This window comes from Streptomyces sp. SL06, from assembly GCF_058244745.1.
Genome location: NZ_JBSYOT010000002.1, coordinates 4,806,064 through 4,825,648, shown reverse-complemented (window position 1 = coordinate 4,825,648; position 19,585 = coordinate 4,806,064). Strand labels below are relative to the sequence as shown.

The window sequence follows — 19,585 nt, the reverse complement described above, 5'->3', positions numbered from 1 at the left end:
GGGGCCCCGTGGGGCCCGCAGAGGGCTCAGGCCGCCCCGGTGCCGCCGCCGCCCGGCATACCGGCGGCCGTGGGGATCACATCGTCGATGAGGCCGTACTCCTTGGCCTCGAAGGCGTCGAACCAGCGGTCGCGGTCCGAGTCACGGGTGATCTGCTCGATCGTCTGGCCGGTGTGCTGGGAGGTCAGCTCGGCCATGCGCTTCTTGGTGTGCAGCAGCCGCTCGGCGTGGATCTTGATGTCCGAGGCGGAACCGGCCAGACCGGCCGACGGCTGGTGGATCAGGATCTCGGCGTTCGGCAGCGCGAAGCGCTTGCCCGGGGTGCCCGCGCTGAGCAGGAACTGCCCCATGGAGGCCGCCAGGCCCATCGCGATCGTCACCACGTCGTTCTTGATGAACTGCATGGTGTCGTAGATCGCCATGCCGGCCGTGATCGAACCACCCGGGCTGTTGATGTACAGGAAAATGTCCTTGTCCGGGTCGGCGGCAAGGAGCAGCAGCTGTGCGGTGATCTTGTTGGCGATGTCGTCGTCGACCGGCTGGCCGAGGAAGATGATCCGCTCGCCGAGCAGCCGGTTGTAGACCTGGTCGCCGAGGCCACCACCGATGGAGGGCTCGCCGGCGGCTGAGGGCATCAGATTCGTCACGTATCCACCTGCTCGTCTTACGACGGCGCCGGGCCGTCTCACGTTTCCCTGCGGGGCTGGAGCCGCTTCGGGGACTCCCCTGCCCTCGTATTCATGGACCCTAACGCGGTGACCCTGTGGTGCCATCCCGGTTCTGCGGGTGTTCGCTGTGAGCGCAGGTTGCGCCGCGAGGAGGGCGCCGCGGCGCCGTACGGCAGACGGGCCCCGGCATGGGTGGCCGGGGCCCGTCGTACGTCCGTCAGCGGTGACGCGAGGGTCAGCCCTCGCTCTTCTCCGCCGCCTTGTCCTCGGTGGCGTCGGTGGCGCCGGCGGCGGACTCGGTGGACTCGGCGGCGGCCTCCGCGGCCTCCGTCTCCTCCTCGTCCTCGTCGTCGTCCAGGTCGACGACCTCGCCGTTGGTGTCCTTGACCGTGGCCTTCTCGACCACGGCGGCCAGGGCCTTGCCGCGGGCGACCTCACCGACGAGGAGCGGGACCTGGCCCTGCTCGACGACGGCCTGGGCGAACTGGTCGGGGGACATGCCGGAGGAGGCGGCACGGCGCATGAGGTGCTCGGTCAGCTCTTCCTGGCTGACGTTGAGCTTCTCCTGCTTGACCAGCTCGTCGAGGACGAACTGGGTCTTGATGCCCTTGACCGCGGCCTCACGGGTCTCGGTCTCGAACTCCTCGGCGGTCTTGCCCTGGAGTTCCAGGTACTTCTCCAGGTCGAGACCCATCTGGCCGAGCTGGTGGTGCTCCAGGTTGTGCTTACGGGTGTTGATCTCGTCCTCGAGGAGCTTCTCGGGGACCGGGACCTCGACCAGTTCGAGCAGCTTGTCCAGGACGCGCTCCTGGGCCTGCGTGGCCTGGTCGTACTGCTTCATGTTGGCGAGGCGCTTGCGGCTGTCGGCCTGCAGCTCCTCAAGGGTGTCGAACTCCGACGCGAGCTGCGCGAAGTCGTCGTCCAGCTCGGGCAGCTCGCGCTTGGCGACCTGGCTGACCTTGACGGTGACCTCGGCCTCCTTGCCGGCCGCCGAGCCGCCCTTCAGCTCGGAGGTGAAGGTGGCCTCGCCACCGGCCTCCAGGCCCTTCACGGCGTCGTCGACGCCGTCCAGCAGCTCGCCGGAGCCGATGGTGTAGGAGACGCCGTCGGCGACCCCGTCCTCGAGGACCTCGCCGTCGACCTTGGCGGTCAGGTCGAGGGTGACGACGTCACCCTCCTCGGCGGCGCGCTCGACCGGGGAGGTGGAGGCGAAGCGCTCGCGCAGCTGCTCCACCGACTTCTCGACGTCCTCGTCGCTGACCTCGACTGCGTCGACCTCGACCTCGATGCCGGAGTAGTCCGGGATCTCGATGACCGGGCGGATGTCGACCTCGGCGGTGAAGTTCAGCGTGTCGCCGTCCTTCAGCTCCGTGATGTCGACCTCGGGCTGGCCGAGCGGGTTCAGCTCGGCCTCGTTGACCGCGTCGGTGTAGAACTTGGGAAGCGCGTCGTTGACCGCCTCCTCCAGAACCGCACCGCGGCCGAACCGCTGGTCGATGACCCGGGCCGGGATCTTGCCCTTGCGGAAGCCCTTCACCGTGACCTGCTGGTTGATCTTCTTGTACGCCGCGTCGAGGCTGTCCTTGAGCTCCTCGAAGGGCACCTCGACAGTGAGCCGAACCCGGGTCGGGTTCAGGGTCTCCACGGCGCTCTTCACGGTTCGGTCTCCTTGGTGGCTGACTTCTTGGGTTCTGCCGGAGCCAGAGGGTGTCCGGCAAATTTCGCCGCCCGGAGACTTCAGACGCTGACGACACACGGGCGTGCAGCTTGCATAGTAACGGCAGCGACTACACCGCCCAAAAGGCGATCGCTCGCGCCGGTCCGAGAGGATCGCCCGAGGTGGTCGGGGTGGCGGGATTTGAACCCACGGCCTTCCGCTCCCAAAGCGGACGCGCTACCAAGCTGCGCCACACCCCGTCTGGTGCGACACGTAGGGTACATGCCGTCAGGCGCCGGGGGCCGCAGGGTTTCCCGGGCGCCCCGGAAGGTCCGGCACGGACCGGAAGGGGTGTGCGACAAGGGCGTACGACCCGCTACGATGCCTGCAGTGCCGCGGTCACCGACGCGCGGCGCACGCTGTGCGGGCGTAGCTCAATGGTAGAGCCCTAGTCTTCCAAACTAGCTACGCGGGTTCGATTCCCGTCGCCCGCTCCACACGACTCGGGGCCGGGTCGGAGGTTCATCACTCCGACCCGGCCCCGAGCGCTTCGCGCGCCGGAAGGGTGGTGAGGGGGCGCATGACGAACGTCGTCTCGGTGATCACGCCGGTGCACGGGCCGAGCGCGCGCTACCTCGGCGAGGCCCACGCCTCGCTCACCGGCCAGCGGATGCCGCCCGGGTGGGAATGGGAGTGGATCGTCCAGGAGGACGGGGAGACGGGCGAGGTGGCGGGCCTGCTTCCCGCCGACCCCCGCATCAGTACGGGGCAGGGGCGCAGGGGCCGGGCCGGCATGGCCCGGACGCTGGCGCTGTCCCGGGCGCGCGGCGAACTGGTCAAGGTCCTGGACGCCGACGACGTGCTGACCCCGGGGGCTCTCGATCGGGACATCCGCGTGCTCACCGGGCGGCCCGGCGTGGCGTGGACGACTTCGCGCGCCCTCGACCTCCTGCCCGACGGCAGCACGGTCGGTTTCGAGGGGGACCCGCCCGAGGGCCCGATCGCGCCGGGTGCCGTCCTGGAGCGGTGGCGGACGCACGACTACCGGGCCCAGGTGCACCCCGCGACGCTGTGCGCGAGGCGGGATCTCGTGACCGCCCTGGGGGGCTGGATGGCGCTCCCGTCGTCGGAGGACACGGGTCTGCTCATGGCACTGAACGCCGTCAGCACCGGCTGGTTCATCCAGGAGTGCGGTCTCCTCTACCGCAAGTGGCCCGGACAGAGCACCGCCCGGGACGAGCACCACCACGATCCGGAGCGGCGTGCCCGTATGAAGGTCGTCGAGGAGCGCGCCGAAGCCCTCGGCAGGCTCAGCACATGGCGCCTGTGAGCGTCGGGGCCGGGGCCTAGAACTGGAGCGAGTTGAGGGTGCTCGCTATCGAGTCCAGGAACCGCTGGATGTCGTCGGCCATGCCGGTCGAGGCCAGGAAGAAGCCGAAGAGGATCGCCACGATCGCCGGCCCCGCCTTGATGGACCCTCCCCGCAGCAGCACCACCAGGATGATTGCCAACAGCAGCACCACTGACAGTGAAATGGCCACAACTGATCACACCCTCGGTCGGTCCGCTCTCCCGGCCCGGGAGTGCGCCTCGGCACACCCCCGCCAGAACCATCGTGCCACCAACCGGGCCCCACCATGCCGCAGGTGACACATCGTTCGGTCGGTTCCTGGGGTGGCACGCTTCCCCGCACATGCGAACCTACCCAACGATCTCACCCCGTACAGAAATTCGACAGGGCACCCGTACGGGGAATTCCGGCCACTTCGTTTCCATGTCCACACAGCGCGTTCGCCGGTATTTCGAATTGTCGTGGAGCGCACGTCGGCGGCACATCGCGGCGAGTGCTCACAGGGGGATCACAGGGTGTGCCGCGTACCCCGTATGCGCATTGAAGCGGACATTCCAGCGGAGTCTCCCGCAGGACTTATGCGCTGCTTAATCATGACGAGTCATGACAAGTAGGTAGCTCCGGACGGCGTTTCGGCGCGGGCGGCACCCTGCGGTGTTGGGCCGTCACCCGACCGGAGAGGGCAAGTTCCGTGGAATACGGGGTACTCGCAAGACACCCGGGACCCGAATGCGGGACGGGTGTCGCGGGTTTTACGGAATCACAGCGAGAAGGCTAGGGTGCCTGAGATGTTCTACGCTGCCTCGTCCCCCACAAGAGCAGCGAGGTCATGTGACGAACCGCCCAGTCATCGGCGGAGGGTTGCATGACGAACTCGCTGCGACCGCACGGCGATCCCCAGACCTCCCCCCTTCGGCAGAGACAGCAGCCTCGGCCGGGCCGGCAGCGTGACGCGTTCTTCGACAACGCCAAGTACCTGGCGATCGTGCTCGTCGGCGTGGGGCACGCCTGGGGACAGATCATGGACGGGAACCGGACGGTGGACACCCTCTACCGGGTCCTGTACACGTTCCACATGCCGGCGTTCATCATCATCTCCGGCTACTTCTCGCGCAGTTTCGACGCGAGCCCCAAGCGCGTCAAACGGCTGATCACCGGTGTCGCCGTCCCGTACATCGTCTTCGAGGTCGCCTACTCCCTGCACGCCCGTTACGCGGGCGGTTCCCCGAACACCGACATCACCCTGCTGGACCCCACGTACCACCTGTGGTTCCTGTGCGCGCTGTTCGTCTGGCGGCTGACCGTCCCGCTGTGGAAGACGGTGCGCAACCCGGTCGCGTTGTCTCTGGTCATCGCCGCGCTGGCCTCCGTGTCCCCGGCGATCGGCAACGATCTGGACATGCAGCGGGTGCTGCAGTTCCTGCCCTGCTTCGTGCTGGGCATGACGCTGCGGCCCGAGCACTTCGAGCGGGTACGGCGCCGTTCGGTGCGGATCGCGTCCGTACCGGTGGTCGCCGTCGCGGCGCTCGTCGCCTGGTGGTCGGTGCCCCGCATGGAACTGGGCTGGCTCTACCACAACACCGCCGTCCAGGACATGGACGTCCCCTGGTGGTCAGGGCCGGTCATGACGCTCGCGCTCTTCGGCTGCTCGCTCACGCTGACCGCGTGCTTCTTCGCCTGGGTGCCGGGCCGGCGCATGTGGTTCACGGCGCTCGGCGCGGGCACGATCTACGGCTATCTGCTGCACGCCTTCCTGGTCAAGGAGGGCTCCTACTCGGGCTGGTTCGACCAGCCGGTGCTGAACCATCCGCTGGGCGTGCTCGGACTGACCGCCGTCGCGGCCGCCGCCGTCACCCTGCTGTGCACCCGGCCCGTACAGGCCGTCCTGCGGTGCGTGGTGGAGCCGAGGATGGACTGGGCCTTCAGGCGCGACTCGGGCGAGGCGGCCCGGGACCGCGCGCGGCAGGAGAAGAAGGACGGGACGCACGAGGACGCCGGGTCGAGCGGGAAGGTCTCGGTCTGAGTCCGACCGGGCCTCCGGCTCAGCCCTGCGGACCGGGCGCGTCCGTCGCGTCGGGCGGATCGGCCAGGCCGAGAAGTGCGCGCATCCGCCTGTACTTCCCGGCCAGTCGGGTGCGGGTGGCCTCGTCGAGGACCGCCAGCCGCGCCGGGTCGGCGTTGTGGGCCAGGTCGGCCTCCTTGACCAGCCTCGCGCCGGGCGTGGCGAGGACGCGCGCGGCGTAGTCCTCGGGCCGCTCCCCCGCCCGCTTGGTGAGGGCGAGGACGATGTCCTTGGTGCGGCGGCTCAGCGCGGCCTCGCGCAGCCACCGCTCGGACAGCGCGTCGTCCTCGACGGCGTCGTGCAGCCAGGCCGCCGCGATCTGCTCGGCGTCCCCACCGCGCAGCCGTACGCCCTCGGCGACGGCCCGCAGATGCTCCGCGTACGGCCGGCCCGCCTTGTCGGTCTGTCCGGCGTGGGCGGCACGGGCGGCGGCCTCCACGTCGGCCAGGGAGAGCGGCGGGGGCGGCGGGGGCGGCAAGGTGGCGGGCATGGGGCCGGTGTGTCAGTCCGTCGTCGCCGCGGAGTGGGCCGTGGGGCCCTCCCGGCAGATCAGCAGGAGCGCGCGGTCGTCGTTGACGTCCTTGGCCACCGCCTCGATCAGATGCCAGGCCGCGCCGTGGAAGCCGCCGGCGACATAGCGGTCGGCCTCGCCGGTGAGGCGGTCGATGCCCTCGGTGATGTCGCGCTCGGAGGTCTCCACCAGGCCGTCCGTGAACAGCATCAGCACGTCTCCGGAGCGCAGCGAGCCCTTCACGGGGTCGAACTGCGCCCCGTCGTACACCCCGAGCAGCGGTCCCTCGGCCGACTTCTCCTCCCAGCGGCCGGTGCCCGCGCTGAGCTGGAGGCCCGGCGGATGTCCCGCGGAGTACAGCTCGTAGTCGCCGGAGTCGAGGTCCAGGACGAGGTGGATGGAGGTGGCGAAGCCCTCGTCCCAGTCCTGGCGCAGCAGATAGCCGTTGGCGGCCGGCAGGAAGGCGTGCGGGGGCAGGCTGCCCAGCAGGCCGCCGAACGCGCCCGACAGCAGCAGGGCGCGGGAGCCCGCGTCCATGCCCTTGCCGGAGACGTCGGTGAGGACCACCTCCAGCGTCCGCCCGCCGTTCGTGCGGGCCGCGACGACGAAGTCGCCCGAGAAGGACTGGCCGCCGGCCGGGCGCAGCGCCATCTCCCGGTGCCAGCCCGGCGGCAGTTGGGGCAGCTTGCTCTGGACGCGGATGCGTTCGCGCAGGTCGAAGAGCATGGTGCCGCCGCGCCGCCAGGGCACGCCGACCCGGCTGCGGAACTGGGCGACCAGCAGTCCGAAGAAGCCGCAGGCCGCGACGACCAGGACGACGCCGGGGGTGACCCGGGAGGGGCCCTCGGTGTACGGGCCGAGCCGCACCGACTCCACGATCAGCGCGGTGGCCGCCGCCGCGTACAGGCCGAGCAGGCTCGCCGGGCGCAGCAGCAGGCCGCCCGCGACGATCGGCAGGACCAGCGCGGCGGGCGAGCACCACACGGAGTTCGCCATGGTGGTGGCCGCGATGACGGGGATCATCAGCAGCAGTCCGGCGAGCGCGATCCAGTCCGAGCCGTCGCCGCGGAAGTAGTCGACGGCGGATCTGCGCACGCCGACGCGGGCCCGGTGCCACTGCTTCTTCCACCGGGCCGTGAACGTCTCGGCTTCCGCGCGCCGCTGTCGTCCTGCTGCCATTAGTTCGGGACCCTATCCATCGGACCGGCCGCTCGGCACGTGAGGTCCCACTTGTCCCCCGTCCGAGACCCGCCTTACCAGTCAACTTCACGAACGGCGTTCGCGCCGCAACCCTGCGGAAATTCGCTCGCCCGTCTCCGCGCCGCCTGGTACGCATGCTGCATGGGACGCACCACGGGCAGGGACGACAGCGCTACGACGACGGAGCCGCGGGTACTGCGACGCGACGAGTGGGACATCTGGTACGGGACGCTGATCCGGGCCTTCGGCGGACTGCCCGAGCCTGCCGAGGAGCGCGCGCTGCACCGGGAGCTGACGCAGGTCGACCGCTCGATCGGCGTCTGGGACGGCGACGAATGCGTCGGTACGGCGGGGGCGTTCGACTTCCGGATGACCGTGCCGGGCGGCACGCTGGTGCCCGCGGCGGGCGTGACGATGGTGAGCGTCGCGGCCACGCACCGGCGCCGGGGAGTCCTGGCGTCCATGATGCGGCGGCAGTTGGACGACGTACGGTCCTGGGGCGAGCCGCTGGCCGTGCTGACGGCCTCGGAGCCGGCGATCTATGGCCGGTTCGGGTACGGTGCGGCGAGCTTCCAGCTCGACGCGGAGATCGACACGGACCGGGTGCGGCTGTCGGTGCCGGCCGGCACCGATGACGTACGGCTGCGGTACGCGGCGCCCGCGGACGTGCTCGACGCGTGCGAGGCGGTGTACGCGCGGCTGGTGTCCGAGCGGCCCGGGATGCTGGCCCGGCGGCCCGGCTGGGAGCGGGTGGCGCTGCTGGACCCGGAGAGCGCGCGGGAGGGGGCCTCGCCGTTGCAGTGCGTGGTCGCCCGGCGCGGCGGCGAGGTCACCGGGTACGCGCGGTTCCGGGTGCGGCCGGGATGGGAGCCGGCGGGGCCCAGCGGCACGGTGGTCCTGGAGGGCCTGGCCGGGCTGGACGGGGCGACCGAGGCGGCGCTGTGGCGCTTCCTGTTCGGCATCGATCTGACCACGACGCTGGCGGTGCGCGGGCGGCCGGTCGACGAGGCGTGGCAGTACCAGGTGTCGGACATCCGGCGGTGCCGGCCGTCGCTGCGGGACGCGTTGTACGTACGGCTGGTGGACGTGGGGGCCGCGCTGTCGGCGCGGACCTATCAGGCGCCGGTGGACGTCGTGTTCGAGGTCGAGGACGCCTTCTGCCCGTGGAACGCGGGGCGTTGGCGGCTGACCGGGGACGCGAAGGGGGCGTCCTGCGAGCGTACGTCCGATGCGGCGGATCTCTCCCTGTCGGTACGGGAGTTGGGGGCGGCGTACCTCGGGGGTGTCGGTCTGCGGGCGCTCGGCGCGGCCGGGCGGGTGCGGGAGGTGCGGCGCGGGGCGCTGGCGGAGGCGTCGGCGGGGTTCGCCTCCGACGTGGCGCCGTGGCTGCCGCACGGCTTCTGAGGGTGGCCGGCTACTTCGGCTCGCGCTGGCAGGTCGGGCACCAGAAGAGGTTGCGGGCGGCGAGTTCCGCGGTGCGGACGGTGTCGCCGCACAGGTGGCAGGGCCGGTCGGCGCGGCGGTAGACGTACACCTCTCCGCCGTGGTCGTCGACGCGCGGCGGGCGGCCCATGGCCTCGGGGGTGTGTTCCGGGCGGACGGTGTCGATGCGGTTGTTCCTGACGCCCTCGCGCATGAGGGCGGTCAGGTCGTGCCAGATCGCGTCCCACTCGGCGGGGGTGAGGTCCTTGCCCAGGCGGTACGGGTCGATGCCGTGGCGGAAGAGGACCTCGGCGCGGTAGACGTTGCCGACGCCTGCGATGACCTTCTGGTCCATGAGCAGGGCGGCGACGGTGGTGCGGCTGCGGGAGATCCGGCGGTAGGCGGCCGCGGGGTCGGCGTCCTGGCGCAGCGGGTCGGGGCCGAGGCGGTCGTGTATCGCCTGCTTCTCCGGGTCCGTGATCAGGGCGCAGGTGGTGGGGCCGCGGAGGTCGACGTACGCGGTGCCGTTCACCAGGCGCAGGCGGACGGTGTCCGTGGGCGGCGGGGCGGGGGCCGGTCCGAAGGCGACCTTGCCGAAGAGGCCGAGGTGGATGTGGACCCAGCCGGTGCCCCGGAAGCCGAGGAAGAGGTGTTTGCCGTGGGCGTCGGCGGTCTCCAGGACGGTGCCGTCGAGGAGCGCCGCCGCGTCGGCGAACTTGCCCTGCGGGCTGGTGACGCGGACCGCCGTGCGGGCGAAGGCCGCGGCGTAGTCCTGGGCCAGCCTGTGGATCGTGTGCCCCTCTGGCACGGACGTCCTTCCTCCCCCGGCCGGCCCCGGGTGTCGTGACTGCCGCGGCTACTGCTGCGGGTGGTGCGGGGGGATGGGCGGGAGGTCGCCCGTTGTCTCGTAGGACGTGAGCATGTCGATGCGGCGGATGTGGCGCTCGTCGCCGGAGAACGGGGTGGCGAGGAAGGTCGCGACGAACTTCGTTGCCTCCTCCTGCGTGTGCATGCGGGCGCCGACCGCGACGACGTTGGCGTCGTTGTGCTGCCGGCCCAGGGAGGCCGTCTCCTCGCTCCAGGCCAGCGCCGCGCGCACGCCCTTCACCTTGTTCGCCGCGATCTGCTCGCCGTTGCCCGAGCCGCCGATCACGATGCCGAGAGCGCCGGGGTCCGCGGCCGTCCGCTCGGCGGCGCGGAGGCAGAAGGGCGGGTAGTCGTCCTGGGCGTCGTAGAGGTGCGGACCGCAGTCGACGGGCTCGTGGCCCGCCGTCTTGAGCCACTCGACGAGGTGGTTCTTGAGTTCGTAGCCCGCATGGTCGGAGCCGAGGTACACACGCATGCCACCGAGTCTGCCACGCGACGCCCACCCCGGGCGCGCGGGGTATGCACCCGGGTCGCCGTCCGGCGGGTGAGGACACACTGGTGTACGAACACGGGTCGCCGTCCGGCGGAGACGGGCCCGAACGCCAACGCAGCCCCGACGGGGGCCGGGCACGGGCCGGACGCCGACGCGCGCACGGGCGCCGACGCGGGCACGGGCTCAGGCACGGGCCCGGCACGGGCACTGGCCCAGGCCCGGGTACCGGCGCGGGCACAGCTCTGGGCACGCACAGGCGCAGGTGCGAGCACCGGCCCGGAGACCGACGCAGGCGCGGGCGCCGGCGCGGGCACGGGCACGGGCTCAGCACGGGAACGGACCCAGACCCGGCACGGCACAGCGCCGGGCGCGCACAGGCCCGGCACCGGAACGGGTCCAGACCCGGCACCGCACAGCCCCGGCGCGCGCACAGGCGCAGGCGCGAGCCCGGCGCACGGACACAGGCCCAGGAACAGGCCCGGCATGGGCACGGCATGGGTACGGCCGGGACGCCGACACAGACCCGGACGCCGCCACGGGAACGGGTACGGCACGGGCACGGGCACGGGCACGGGAACGGGACGGCACGGCACGGGAACGGGCACGGGACGGCACGGGAACGGGACGGCACGGCACGGGAACGGGACGGCACGGCACGGGAACGGGCACGGCACGGCACGGGAACGGGCACGGCACGGCACGGGAACGGGCACGGCACGGCACGGGAACGGGCACGGGACGGCACGGGAACGGGCACGGGACGGCACGGGAACGGGCACGGCACGGCACGGCACGGCACGGGAACGGACCCAGACCCGGGCGTGAGCGCGAGCGCAGGAACAGAGCCCGACACGGACACAGGCGCAGTAACGGCCCGGCAGGCACGGGCGCCCGGGTGCGGGCGCAGCCCCGGCCCGGACACGAAACCGGGCACAGGAGCGGGGTCGGCCCGGACACCGACGCAGACCCGGGCGCCGGCACGGAAACGGACCCAGATCCAGGCACCGGGGCAGGTCCGGCGTGGGCGCAGCTCCGGGTATGCGCACAAGCGCGGGTGCGGGCCTGGCGCAGGGTCCAGACCCGGATGCCGGCGCAGGCGCGGCACGGACGCAGGATCAGGCGCCGGGCCGTGAGGCTCCCCCGGAGGGCTAGCGCTTGTTGGCCAGTTTCCAGGCCGTGGGGAGGACGCCCATTGCCAGGGCGGCCTTCAGTGCGTCGCCGAGCAGGAACGGGGTGAGGCCCGCCGCGATGGCCGCCGTCGGGGACAGGTCGGCGGCGAGGGCCAGGTACGGCACGCCGACGGCGTAGATGATCGCCTCGCCGATCAGCATCGTGCCGGCCATCCGCAGCATCGAGCGGTCGGCGCCGCGGCGGGCCAGGGCGCCCACGACCGTGGCGGCGAGCAGCATGCCGAAGACGTAGCCGAGCGACGGGGCACCGGTGCCGGAGCCGCCCTCGGCGAACCACGGCACGCCCGCCATGCCGACCAGCGCGTAGAGCACGAGGGACAGGAGGCCCCGGCGCGCGCCCAGCGAGGTGCCGACGAGCAGCGCCGCGAAGGTCTGGCCGGTCACCGGCACCGGGGAGCCCGGCACGGGCACCGCGATCTGGGCCGCGACGCCGGTGAGTACGGCACCGCCGGCCACGAGCGCGACGTCCCGGACTCGGGAGGAGGGGAGGAGGTCGGCGAGGACCTGCCCGGAGCGGGCGGGGACGGCAGCGGTGCTCATGGGGACTCCGCGGTGGTGTGGGCATGTCGGGACACCGTGACGCTATCCCAGCGTGCCGGGGTCGAACACGGGCAGCGCTCGACAAAGGCCCGGTCGGGGGCTTGGTGGGCTCCCGACAAAGGACGCCGGGTACACCCGAGTCGGCGTGACACCCGTCACCGGGACGGGGAGGCGGGCGTCACGAGGGAGCGGAATGTCGCATTCACCCCCCGGCCCCCTTCTACTGATAGCGTGCACCTGCAAGTCTTTTGCAATAAGAGGCCGGAGGGGACCCGCCATGCCCGTCTACACACTTCCTGAACTGCCCTACGACTACTCCGCGCTGGCCCCCGTGATCAGCCCCGAGATCATCGAACTGCACCACGACAAGCACCACGCGGCCTATGTGAAGGGCGCCAACGACGCCCTTGAGCAGCTCGCCGAGGCGCGGGACAGGGAGTCGTGGGGCTCGGTCAACGGCCTGGAGAAGAACCTGGCCTTCCATCTCTCCGGGCACATCCTGCACTCGATCTACTGGCACAACATGACCGGCGACGGCGGCGGCGAGCCCCTGGACAAGGACGGCGTGGGCGAACTGGCCGACGCGATCGCCGAGTCGTTCGGCTCCTTCGCCGGCTTCAGGGCGCAGCTCACCAAGGCCGCCGCGACCACGCAGGGCTCCGGCTGGGGCGTGCTGGCGTACGAGCCGCTGAGCGGGCGGCTGATCGTCGAGCAGGTCTACGACCACCAGGGCAACGTCGGCCAGGGCGCCACCCCGATCCTGGTCTTCGACGCCTGGGAGCACGCCTTCTATCTGCAGTACCGCAACCAGAAGGTCGACTTCATCGACGCCATGTGGGCCGTCGTGAACTGGCAGGACGTGGCGAAGCGCCACGAGGCCGCCAGGTCCGGCACCAACACGCTGCTGCCGGCCACCTGACCCGCCCGACTCCCCCGGTCGTCCCGCCTCGTGAGCGTCTTCTCACCCTTCACGGCGGCGGGCGGAACGGAGAAGGCCCCCACGAGGACGTGACTCGCGGGGGCCTTCTTCGTCGGGGAGCCCGCGTCGGGGAAGCCGTACGCCTGCCTCACGTACCCGCAGGCCTACAGGTTGCTGAAGTCCGGGCCCTTGGTGCGGGTGCGCTTGATCTCGTAGAAGCCCGGGACGGAGGCGACCGCGAGGGTGCCGTCCCACAGCTTGGCGGCCTCCTCGCCCTTGGGGGCCGGGGTGACGACCGGGCCGAAGAAGGCGAGCTGCGTGCCGTCGGCGCCGGGGACCGCGATGACCGGGGTGCCGACCTCCTGGCCGACCTTGTCGATGCCCTCCTGGTGGGAGGCGCGCAACTGCGGCTCGTAGGGGGTGGAGTCCCAGTGGTCCAGGAGGGACTCCGGCAGACCGACGTCCTTGAGGGCCGCGGCGACCGTGTCCCGGCCCGGTCCCTCCTGCCGGTTGTGGATGCGGGTGCCGAGCGCCGTGTAGAGGTCGCCGAGCACCTCGGCGCCGTGCTCCTCCTGCGCCGCGACGACCACCCGTACCGGTCCCCAGGCCTTGGTCTCCAGCAGCTCGCGGTACTCCTCGGGCAGGTCGTCGAGCTTGTCCTCGTTGAGGACGGCGAGGCTCATCACGTGCCAGCGGACCTTGATGTCCCGGACCTTCTCGACCTCCAGGACCCAGCGGGAGGTCATCCAGGCCCAGGGGCACAGCGGGTCGAACCAGAAGTCGACGGGGGTCTTGTCCGACATGTCTCTCCTCGTGGGGCGGCACAACAGAGCGTTTTCCATGGCAACCGAGCGCTCACCCCGCCCATTCCCGGCTGCCGCGCGTCAGGGGCACATGGCAGGATCGGTGCTGTCCGCATACTGAACACCACTTGAGGGAGTGCCGCCCGTGCCCGGTGAGAATCTGTCCCGCGACGAGGCCCGGGAGCGGGCCGCCCTGCTGTCCGTCGACGGGTACGAGGTGTCCCTCGACGTGCGCTCGGCCCTCGGCGACGCGGGGAGCGGGGGCCCGCGCACCTTCCGGTCCGTCACCACGATCCGCTTCCGCTGCAACGAGCCCGGCGCGAGCAGCTTCGCCGACCTGATCGCACCGGCCGTCACCTCGGTCTGTCTCAACGGCCGCGACCTCGACCCGAGCGAGGTCTTCGACGGCTCCCGGATCGCCCTGGAGGACCTGGCCGCCGACAACGAACTGATCGTCGACGCCCAGTGCGCCTACTCCCGCACCGGCGAGGGCCTGCACCGCTTCGTCGACCCCGAGGACGGCGAGGTGTACCTGTACACCCAGTACGAACCGGCCGACTCCCGCCGGGTGTTCGCCAACTTCGAGCAGCCGGACCTCAAGGCGCCCTTCCGCTTCGAGGTGCGCGCGCCCGAGGAGTGGACGGTGTGGAGCAACGGCGCGGGTGAACGCGCGGACGGGGTGTGGCGGTTCGCGGAGACGAAGCCGATCTCGACGTACATCACCTGTGTGGTCGCGGGCCCCTACCACTGTGTGACCGACTCCTACGAGCGCACCTTCGAGGACGGCACCCGGCTGGAGATCCCGCTCGGCGCCCTGTGCCGCAAGGGCCTGGCACCGCACTTCGACGCCGACGACGTCTTCCTGATCACCAAGCAGGGCCTGGACTTCTTCCACGACCGCTTCGACTACCCGTACCCCTTCGGGAAGTACGACCAGGCGTTCGTGCCGGAGTACAACCTCGGCGCGATGGAGAACCCGGGGCTGGTGACCTTCCGGGAGGAGTACATCTTCCGCGGGAAGGTGACGCGGGCGTCGTACGAGGGCCGCGCCAACACCATCCTGCACGAGATGGCGCACATGTGGTTCGGCGACCTGGTCACCATGGAGTGGTGGGACGACCTGTGGCTGAAGGAGTCCTTCGCCGACTTCATGGGCGCGTTCGCGAACGTCGGCGCGACCCGCTTCAAGGACGCCTGGATCACGTTCGCCAACCGCCGCAAGGCGTGGGCGTACCGCGCGGACCAACTGCCGTCGACCCACCCGATCACGGCCGACATCCGCGACCTGGAGGACGCCAAGCTCAACTTCGACGGCATCACCTACGCCAAGGGCGCCTCCGTGCTCAAGCAGCTCGTGGCGTACGTCGGGCAGGACGCCTTCCTGGAGGGCGCCCGGCGCTACTTCAAGCGGCACGCGTACGGCAACACGCGCCTCGGCGACCTGCTTTCGGTGCTGGAGGAGACCAGCGGGCGGGACATGGCGGCCTGGTCGCGCTCCTGGCTCCAGACGGCGGGCGTCAACTCGCTGACCCCGCACGTGCTGCTGAGCGCCGAGGGCCGCGTCGACGAGCTGGCGGTCGTGCAGGAGGCCGCCGAGTCGCACCCCGAACTGCGTCCGCACCGGGTGGCGGTGGGCCTGTACCGGCGTACGGACGGCGGTGCGCTCAAGCGGTACGCGCGCGCCGAGGTGGACGTCGACGGGCCGCGCACGGTCGTGGCGGAGCTGGCCGGCGCCGAGGCGCCCGAGCTGGTCCTGGTCAACGACGACGACCTGACGTACTGCAAGACCCGCTTCGACGAGACCTCGCTGGCCACGCTGCGCGAGCAGCTGGGCGCGCTGACCGACCCGCTGGCCCGTGCCCTGTGCTGGTCGGCGCTGTGGAACATGACCCGGGACGCGCTGTTGCCGGCGCGGGACTTCACCGGGCTGGTGCTGCGGTTCGCGGGGCGCGAGTCCGAGATCGGCGTCCTGCAGATGCTGCACGCCTGGGCCGAGTCGGCGCTGGTGCACTACGCGGCCCCCGACTGGCGGGAGACCTGTGGCCGGCTGCTCGGCGAAGGCGCGCTGCGCGAGCTGCGGGCCGCCGAGCCGGGCAGCGAGCAACAGCTCGCGTGGGCGCGGTTCCTGGCGTCGGTGGCGTCCGACGAGGCCGAACTGCGGCTGCTGCGCGGGCTGCTGGAGGGCACCGAGAAGATCGAGGGACTGGAGGTGGACCAGGAGTTGCGCTGGGCGTTCCTGGCCCCGCTCGCGGCGCACGGCGTCGCCGACGAGGGGGTGCTCGCCGCCGAGCTGGCCCGCGACGACACCGCCTCCGGCAGGCGGCACCAGGTGCGCTGCCTGGCCGCGCGCCCCTCGGCGGCGGTGAAGGCGCGGGCCTGGGAGCAGGTCGTGGAGTCGGACGCGCTGTCGAACGCCCTGGTGGAGGCGACCATCGCGGGCTTCGAGCAGGCCTCGCAGCGGGAGCTGATCGCGCCGTACGCCGAGAAGTACTTCGCGGTGATCGAACGGGTGTGGGCCGAGCGGTCCATCCAGATCGGCATGGACGTGGTCCGGGGCCTGTTCCCGTCGCTGCGGGACTCCGAGGACACGCTGGACGCGACGGACGCGTGGCTGTCCGCCCACGAGGGTGCCGCGCCCGCACTGCGCCGGCTGGTGCTGGAGGCGCGGGACGACCTGGCGCGGGCGCTGCGCGGCCAGGCCTGCGACAGGGCCGCCGCCGGCCGCTGAGCCACCCGATCTCTGGCCAATGATTGGGCGTTCCGTCATCGTTACGGAATTCGGTCAACAGCGGCCGTAACCCCTGGTCCGCACCCGAACGGACCAGGGGTTTTCGGCATCCGAACACCCGTCCTTGAGGACGGGCCTGTCCGGGTTCGGCGATGAGCGTGTAACAGCGGTTAAGGGACGGATCCTGCGCGGGAAACCCCCGGTCATGACGCACGACATCCCGCTCTCCCCGCTCCCTCCGCACGACCTCGTCCAGGGCCGGCGACGGCTGATGACGGCCGCTCAGCTCCGGGCGCACGGTGTCTGTGCCGCCGAGACCGACCGGCGGTGCCGGCCCGGCGGTCCCTGGCAGCGGCTCCTGCCGAACGTCGTCCTGCTCCACCCCGGCCCGCCGACCGGCGAGGAGCGGCTGCACGCGGTGCTGCTGTACGCGGCGCGGGAACGCACCCCCGGCACTCCCCCGCCCCCCGGCGTCGCCGTCTCCGTGCCGGTGCAGCCGGGCGGGGAGCAGGCGCCCGCCCCCGGCTACGCGGAGGCCGTGATCACCGGGCTGGCCGCGCTGGCGCTGCACGGCGTCTGTGCCGCTCCCCCGCTGCCGTCCCTGGAGTTCGTCAACGTCCTGGTCCCGAGGCTGCGGCGACTGCGTACGACGGGCTGTGCGCGGATCGTGCGCACCGTCGCGCTGCCGACCGCCGTGCGGATCACGGGGTTTCCGGTGGCGCCGGTGGCGCGGGCGCTGGCCGACGCGGTGGCGGGGCTGACCGATCCGGGCACGGTCCGCCGGCTGCTGACGGAGGCGGTGCGCGGCGGGCACTGCGAACCGGCCGCGGTGGTACGGGAGCTGAACCGGGCCCGGCTGCTGGGCCGCCCGCACGTGGTGGACGCCGTGGACTCGCTGGTCGAGGAGGGGCGGGCCCTCGCGGAGCAGCGCCTGTACCGGATGGTGCGCGAGCACGGGCTGCCGGAACCGGTGTGGAACGTCGACCTGCGCCTGCCGGGCGGCCCCCACCTCGGCGGGCTGGACGCCTTCTGGCCCGAGCAGGCGGTGGCGCTGGAGTTGGACACCCACGCGCACCGGCGCCAGGAGGACGACGCGGACCGGGCGGAGTCCGCCCGCAGGCGTGAGCACCTGGAACGGCTCGGCATCACGGTCGTGCACCTCACCCCGCGCAGGCTGCGGGACTGCCCGGAGCACCAGGCGGCCGTCGTGCGTACGGCGTTGATGGCGGCCGGTGACCGGGAACCCGCCGCCCGTGTCGTGGTGCTGCCCCGGTAGTGACGGACCCGGGCGGCATCAGGAGGGGAGAGGAGGGGCCGCGGGGCACGTCGGCCCCTCCTCATGCCCGCCCGTGTGCCGGGTGCCTCCCGGCGCCGGGCGTCACCCGGTGCAGAACTCCGCCTCGATCACGGCCTGGCTGTCGCCCGACCAGTCGCCGTTGAAGTTGAAGGCGAGCGCGTGCCGGCCGTCCCCGGTCGCCACCGCCTCCGAGGAGGAGCCGTGGATGCCGCCGCCGTGGCCCCAGACGGTCACCCCGCAGCCGAGTTCCCTGCGCATCAGGCCGAGGCCGTATTCGGCGCCGGCCGTCACGGGGACCGTGGTCGTCATCTCGGTGAGCTGCTCGGCGGGCAGCAGCCTGCCCCGGAGCAGGGCGGTGTAGAAGCGGTTCAGGTCGGCCGAGCTGGAGACCATCTCGCCCGCCGGGCCGGCGATGGACGGGTTGAGCCGGGTGACGTCGTAGGTCGGGCCCGTGGCCGTCGGCGCCAGCTTGGAGTAGGCGCGGCTGCTGGGCTCGGGCAGGCCGGGGCGGGTGCCGGGCAGCGAGGTGGCGCTCAGCCCCAGCGGCTCGACGACGCGGCGGCGCACCTCGTCGCCGTACGGGTGCCCGGTGGCCTCCTCGATCACCAGGCCGGCCAGGACGTAGTTGGTGTTGGAGTAGTTCCAGGAGGTGCCCGGCGCGAAGTCCGGCGCGTGCCTCATGGCGATTTTGACCAGTTCGCGCGGCGTGAGCGTGTCGTAGCGGTGCCGGAAGAAGCCGTCCTTGAGGAAGTAGGTGCGGGCGAACTCCTCGTCGGCCGTGTAGTCGTGGATGCCGCTGGTGTGGTTGAGGAGTTGGCGCAGGGTGACGCGGCCGCCGTCGTGGCCGTGGCCCTCGACCACGCCCGGCAGCCAGGCGTCCACGGTGTCGTCCAGCGAGAGCCGTCCCTCGGCCTCCAGCTGGAGCAGGACGGTGGCGACGAACGTCTTGGTGATGCTGCCGACCCGGTACCGGTCGCGTTCCGAACGCGGCTCGCCGGTCCCGAGGTCGCCCACTCCCGCGGTCCCGGACCAGGTGCCGTGGCCGTCCCGCGCGGTCGCGGTCGCTCCGGGCACGCCGTCCGCGACCGCGGCCTCCAGGGCGCGGCGGGTCGCGTCGTGGCCGCCGGTCGCGGGCGCCGCCACGGCGGGTCCCGCCAGCGCCGCCGACAGGGCCACCGCGAAGGCCGCCACCAGGGTGGTTCGTAAGCGTACGGTCATGTCTTCCCCCTGCTTTGCCGTGCTCGGTCCTGGGAGAGACCGGACGGACGACGTGAAGGTTGCCGTGGTCCGGGAAGGTTGAGCACGATTCAGCCCTCTTCCACCCTGGTCGTCCCGGCCCGTCCGGCCGGCGGGCGTTCCCGCCACAGCCGCAGCCCGGTGTCGACCAGCGGCACCCGGGTCAGGCCGGGCACGGCGGACAGGTCCTGCCAGGCCGCCAGGTCCGTGGAGCCGCCGACCTCGGGCCGCAGCTCGCCGCCGGTGACCCGGGCCTCGTAGACGAGCCGCACCCCGTGGTGGTCCACGGTCCGCCGCAGCAGCCCTCCGGGTCCGAGGCGGCCGGTGCGGGTGACGCGGAGCGAGTCGACGCCGAGCAGGGCGGTGGGCTCGACGCGGTAGCCGGTCTCCTCCGCCACCTCGCGCACGACGGTCTCGTGCGGATCCTCGCCGTGTTCCGTGCCGCCGCCCGGCAGCACCCACTCGGGGACCCCGCCGGGGCCGGGCGACCGGGCGAGCAGGACCTGTCCGTCGCGGACGCATATGGCGTAGGCCGCCACCCTCAGCTTTCGGCGCACATGGGGACGTTAACCCGCCGCGCGCGGGCCGGGGCGCGGCTCGGCGGGATTGTCATGGCCCGCCCCCTTGTGTCCCCGATGACG

General features: G+C 72.0%; 17 protein-coding genes and 2 tRNA genes. 7 read left to right on the top strand and 12 right to left on the bottom strand.

Annotated features, from left to right (window positions below; all coding sequences use genetic code 11):
* Positions 1–26: 26 nt before the first annotated feature.
* From AC4IHM_RS22075 to AC4IHM_RS22065, 3 genes are all read right to left on the bottom strand, one after another.
* Positions 27–635, bottom strand: a complete 609-nt coding sequence (locus tag AC4IHM_RS22075; RefSeq protein ID WP_266076971.1) for an ATP-dependent Clp protease proteolytic subunit — start codon at positions 633–635, stop codon at positions 27–29.
* A gap of 268 nt (positions 636–903) precedes the next feature.
* Positions 904–2,325 carry a trigger factor gene (gene tig / locus AC4IHM_RS22070; RefSeq protein WP_490868736.1) on the bottom strand — a complete coding sequence of 474 codons (1,422 nt, stop codon included), beginning with the start codon at positions 2,323–2,325 and terminating at the stop codon, positions 904–906.
* Between the two features lie 183 nt (positions 2,326–2,508).
* Positions 2,509–2,585 (bottom strand) — tRNA-Pro (locus AC4IHM_RS22065).
* A 163-nt stretch (positions 2,586–2,748) separates the two neighbouring features.
* Between AC4IHM_RS22065 and AC4IHM_RS22060 the strand changes: the two genes are divergently transcribed.
* Both AC4IHM_RS22060 and AC4IHM_RS22055 read left to right on the top strand, forming a co-directional pair.
* Positions 2,749–2,822: transfer RNA gene (locus AC4IHM_RS22060), tRNA-Gly, on the top strand.
* A gap of 83 nt (positions 2,823–2,905) precedes the next feature.
* Positions 2,906–3,655, top strand: coding sequence for a glycosyltransferase family 2 protein (locus AC4IHM_RS22055; RefSeq protein WP_490868735.1), 750 nt, complete (start codon positions 2,906–2,908; stop codon positions 3,653–3,655).
* 16 nt (positions 3,656–3,671) lie between these two features.
* Here the strand turns inward: AC4IHM_RS22055 and AC4IHM_RS22050 are convergent, their stop codons facing one another.
* The gene (locus AC4IHM_RS22050) at positions 3,672–3,866 is read right to left on the bottom strand and encodes a hypothetical protein (RefSeq protein WP_490868734.1); all 195 of its coding nucleotides are present in this window, start codon (positions 3,864–3,866) and stop codon (positions 3,672–3,674) included.
* 675 nt (positions 3,867–4,541) lie between these two features.
* On the opposite strand from AC4IHM_RS22050, the gene AC4IHM_RS22045 reads away from it, so the two are divergent.
* Complete coding sequence (locus AC4IHM_RS22045; protein ID WP_490868733.1) at positions 4,542–5,699, top strand: acyltransferase family protein; 1,158 nt, start codon at positions 4,542–4,544, stop codon at positions 5,697–5,699.
* A 19-nt stretch (positions 5,700–5,718) separates the two neighbouring features.
* On the opposite strand, the gene AC4IHM_RS22040 is transcribed toward AC4IHM_RS22045, so the two are convergent.
* Positions 5,719–6,228 carry an HD domain-containing protein gene (locus tag AC4IHM_RS22040; protein WP_490868732.1) on the bottom strand — a complete coding sequence of 170 codons (510 nt, stop codon included), beginning with the start codon at positions 6,226–6,228 and terminating at the stop codon, positions 5,719–5,721.
* A 12-nt stretch (positions 6,229–6,240) separates the two neighbouring features.
* The gene (locus AC4IHM_RS22035) at positions 6,241–7,428 is read right to left on the bottom strand and encodes a SpoIIE family protein phosphatase (protein WP_490868731.1); all 1,188 of its coding nucleotides are present in this window, start codon (positions 7,426–7,428) and stop codon (positions 6,241–6,243) included.
* Positions 7,429–7,590: 162 nt separating this feature from the next.
* Here AC4IHM_RS22035 and AC4IHM_RS22030 point away from each other — a divergent pair, with 162 nt between their 5' ends.
* The gene (locus AC4IHM_RS22030) at positions 7,591–8,853 is read left to right on the top strand and encodes a GNAT family N-acetyltransferase (RefSeq protein WP_490868730.1); all 1,263 of its coding nucleotides are present in this window, start codon (positions 7,591–7,593) and stop codon (positions 8,851–8,853) included.
* Between the two features lie 10 nt (positions 8,854–8,863).
* On the opposite strand, the gene AC4IHM_RS22025 is transcribed toward AC4IHM_RS22030, so the two are convergent.
* The 3 genes from AC4IHM_RS22025 to AC4IHM_RS22015 all read right to left on the bottom strand — a co-directional run bounded on the left by AC4IHM_RS22025 (position 8,864) and on the right by AC4IHM_RS22015 (position 11,961).
* Entirely contained in the window at positions 8,864–9,679 is an 816-nt protein-coding gene (locus AC4IHM_RS22025) for an Fpg/Nei family DNA glycosylase (protein WP_490868729.1), read from the bottom strand.
* Between the two features lie 48 nt (positions 9,680–9,727).
* Entirely contained in the window at positions 9,728–10,213 is a 486-nt protein-coding gene (locus AC4IHM_RS22020) for a ribose-5-phosphate isomerase (RefSeq protein ID WP_490868728.1), read from the bottom strand.
* 1,166 nt (positions 10,214–11,379) lie between these two features.
* A complete protein-coding gene (locus AC4IHM_RS22015) occupies positions 11,380–11,961 on the bottom strand; it encodes a biotin transporter BioY (protein WP_490868727.1) in 582 nt (193 codons plus the stop codon).
* Between the two features lie 277 nt (positions 11,962–12,238).
* On the opposite strand from AC4IHM_RS22015, the gene AC4IHM_RS22010 reads away from it, so the two are divergent.
* Positions 12,239–12,880, top strand: a complete 642-nt coding sequence (locus AC4IHM_RS22010) for a superoxide dismutase (protein WP_490868726.1) — start codon at positions 12,239–12,241, stop codon at positions 12,878–12,880.
* Positions 12,881–13,044: 164 nt separating this feature from the next.
* On the opposite strand, the gene AC4IHM_RS22005 is transcribed toward AC4IHM_RS22010, so the two are convergent.
* Positions 13,045–13,683, bottom strand: a complete 639-nt coding sequence (locus AC4IHM_RS22005; protein WP_490868725.1) for a mycothiol-dependent nitroreductase Rv2466c family protein — start codon at positions 13,681–13,683, stop codon at positions 13,045–13,047.
* Positions 13,684–13,828: 145 nt separating this feature from the next.
* Between AC4IHM_RS22005 and pepN the strand changes: the two genes are divergently transcribed.
* A complete protein-coding gene (gene pepN, locus AC4IHM_RS22000; RefSeq protein ID WP_490868724.1) occupies positions 13,829–16,411 on the top strand; it encodes an aminopeptidase N in 2,583 nt (860 codons plus the stop codon).
* 205 nt (positions 16,412–16,616) lie between these two features.
* Positions 16,617–17,687, top strand: a complete 1,071-nt coding sequence (locus tag AC4IHM_RS21995) for a hypothetical protein (RefSeq protein WP_490868723.1) — start codon at positions 16,617–16,619, stop codon at positions 17,685–17,687.
* Between the two features lie 102 nt (positions 17,688–17,789).
* Here the strand turns inward: AC4IHM_RS21995 and AC4IHM_RS21990 are convergent, their stop codons facing one another.
* Positions 17,790–18,926 carry a serine hydrolase domain-containing protein gene (locus AC4IHM_RS21990; RefSeq protein WP_490868722.1) on the bottom strand — a complete coding sequence of 379 codons (1,137 nt, stop codon included), beginning with the start codon at positions 18,924–18,926 and terminating at the stop codon, positions 17,790–17,792.
* Between the two features lie 89 nt (positions 18,927–19,015).
* Entirely contained in the window at positions 19,016–19,501 is a 486-nt protein-coding gene (locus tag AC4IHM_RS21985; RefSeq protein WP_490868721.1) for an NUDIX hydrolase, read from the bottom strand.
* Positions 19,502–19,585: the final 84 nt, after the last annotated feature.

Coding starts and splice junctions, on each gene's coding strand:
- AC4IHM_RS22075 (WP_266076971.1), bottom strand. CDS start 635: ATGCCCTCAGCCGCCGGCGAGCCCTCCATCGGTGGTGGCCTCGGCGAC.
- AC4IHM_RS21995 (WP_490868723.1), top strand. CDS start 16,617: ATGACGCACGACATCCCGCTCTCCCCGCTCCCTCCGCACGACCTCGTC.
- AC4IHM_RS22015 (WP_490868727.1), bottom strand. CDS start 11,961: ATGAGCACCGCTGCCGTCCCCGCCCGCTCCGGGCAGGTCCTCGCCGAC.
- AC4IHM_RS21990 (WP_490868722.1), bottom strand. CDS start 18,926: ATGACCGTACGCTTACGAACCACCCTGGTGGCGGCCTTCGCGGTGGCC.
- AC4IHM_RS22005 (WP_490868725.1), bottom strand. CDS start 13,683: ATGTCGGACAAGACCCCCGTCGACTTCTGGTTCGACCCGCTGTGCCCC.
- AC4IHM_RS22020 (WP_490868728.1), bottom strand. CDS start 10,213: ATGCGTGTGTACCTCGGCTCCGACCATGCGGGCTACGAACTCAAGAAC.
- AC4IHM_RS22030 (WP_490868730.1), top strand. CDS start 7,591: ATGGGACGCACCACGGGCAGGGACGACAGCGCTACGACGACGGAGCCG.
- AC4IHM_RS22035 (WP_490868731.1), bottom strand. CDS start 7,428: ATGGCAGCAGGACGACAGCGGCGCGCGGAAGCCGAGACGTTCACGGCC.
- AC4IHM_RS22040 (WP_490868732.1), bottom strand. CDS start 6,228: ATGCCCGCCACCTTGCCGCCCCCGCCGCCCCCGCCGCTCTCCCTGGCC.
- AC4IHM_RS22010 (WP_490868726.1), top strand. CDS start 12,239: ATGCCCGTCTACACACTTCCTGAACTGCCCTACGACTACTCCGCGCTG.
- AC4IHM_RS22045 (WP_490868733.1), top strand. CDS start 4,542: ATGACGAACTCGCTGCGACCGCACGGCGATCCCCAGACCTCCCCCCTT.
- AC4IHM_RS22055 (WP_490868735.1), top strand. CDS start 2,906: ATGACGAACGTCGTCTCGGTGATCACGCCGGTGCACGGGCCGAGCGCG.